This is a genomic window from Streptomyces sp. 8N114 (assembly GCF_052245835.1).
Lineage (GTDB): Bacteria > Actinomycetota > Actinomycetes > Streptomycetales > Streptomycetaceae > Streptomyces.
In genome coordinates, this window is the sequence record NZ_JBQQBT010000064.1 from 1 (window position 1) to 1044 (window position 1044).

Here is a 1044-nt window from a genome sequence, read left to right on the forward strand (position 1 = left end):
CGTTGGTGGGTGTGTCGCAGGGTGAGATCGAGGCGTGGGAGTCCCGGTATCAGGGGCTGGTGGATGTCTGGCCGCAGTCGACGTTGCAGGCCGGGTTGTTGTTCCACAGCAAGCTGGTGGACTCCGGTAGCGGCGGTGGGGGTTTCGATGCGTATCAGATGCAGTTGGTCTTCCATCTGGCCGGCTGTGTGGATGCGGAGCGGATGCGGGTTGCGGGTCAGGCGCTGCTGGAGCGGTATGCGAATCTGCGCACGGCTTTTGTGGAGGATGCGCGGGGGAATCCGGTGCAGTTGGTCGTCGAGGGTGTTGAGCTGCCGTGGGAGTTCGTGGACCTCACGATGGTTCCGGACCAGGAACGTAGTGAGCAGTTCGAGCGGTTCCTGGTAGCGGATCATGGTCGGCATTTCGATCCGGGGTGTCCGCCGATGGTGCGGATGTCGTTGGTGGCGTTGGAGGCGGAGCGTTTCGAGTTGGTGTTGACGGCGCATCATGCGCTGTTCGATGGCTGGTCGCTTCCGGTGCTGTTCAAGGATCTGCTGCGGCTGTACGCCGCGCACGGTGACTCGTCTGGTCTGCCGCGGGTGCGGGGTTATCGGGACTTTCTGGCCTGGCTGGAGCGGCAGGACCGGGAGGAGACCCTCCGGGCGTGGGCTGCCGAACTCGACGGCGTCGAAGAACCCACCCTTCTCGCGCCGGAGAACGCGGGGAGTGAGAGTGAGAGTGCGGGTGTAGCGGTGGGCATCGGGCAGGCCGATGTTCCGCTGTCGCCGCAGGAGGCGCGGGCGCTGACGCGTCGTGCGGCGGAGTTGGGTGTCACGGTCAACACGCTGGTGCAGGGCGCCTGGGCGGTGCTGCTGGGTCAGCTCACCGGTCGGCAGGATGTGGTGTTCGGTGCCACGGTCTCCGGGCGTCCGCCGTCGCTGCCGGACGTGGACTCGATGGTGGGCCTGTTCATCAACACCCTGCCGGTCCGGGTGCGGTATGACGCGGGCGACACCCTCGCCGACGTACTCCAGCGCACCCAGGAACACCAAGCCGGACTCC

General features: G+C 66.3%; 1 protein-coding gene. It reads left to right on the forward strand.

Annotation, left to right across the window (positions count from 1 at the left end; all coding sequences use genetic code 11):
- Positions 1–11: 11 nt before the first annotated feature.
- The coding region (locus ACTWQF_RS36760; RefSeq protein WP_443284125.1) for a condensation domain-containing protein at positions 12–1044 on the forward strand (1033 nt) is incomplete at its 3' end.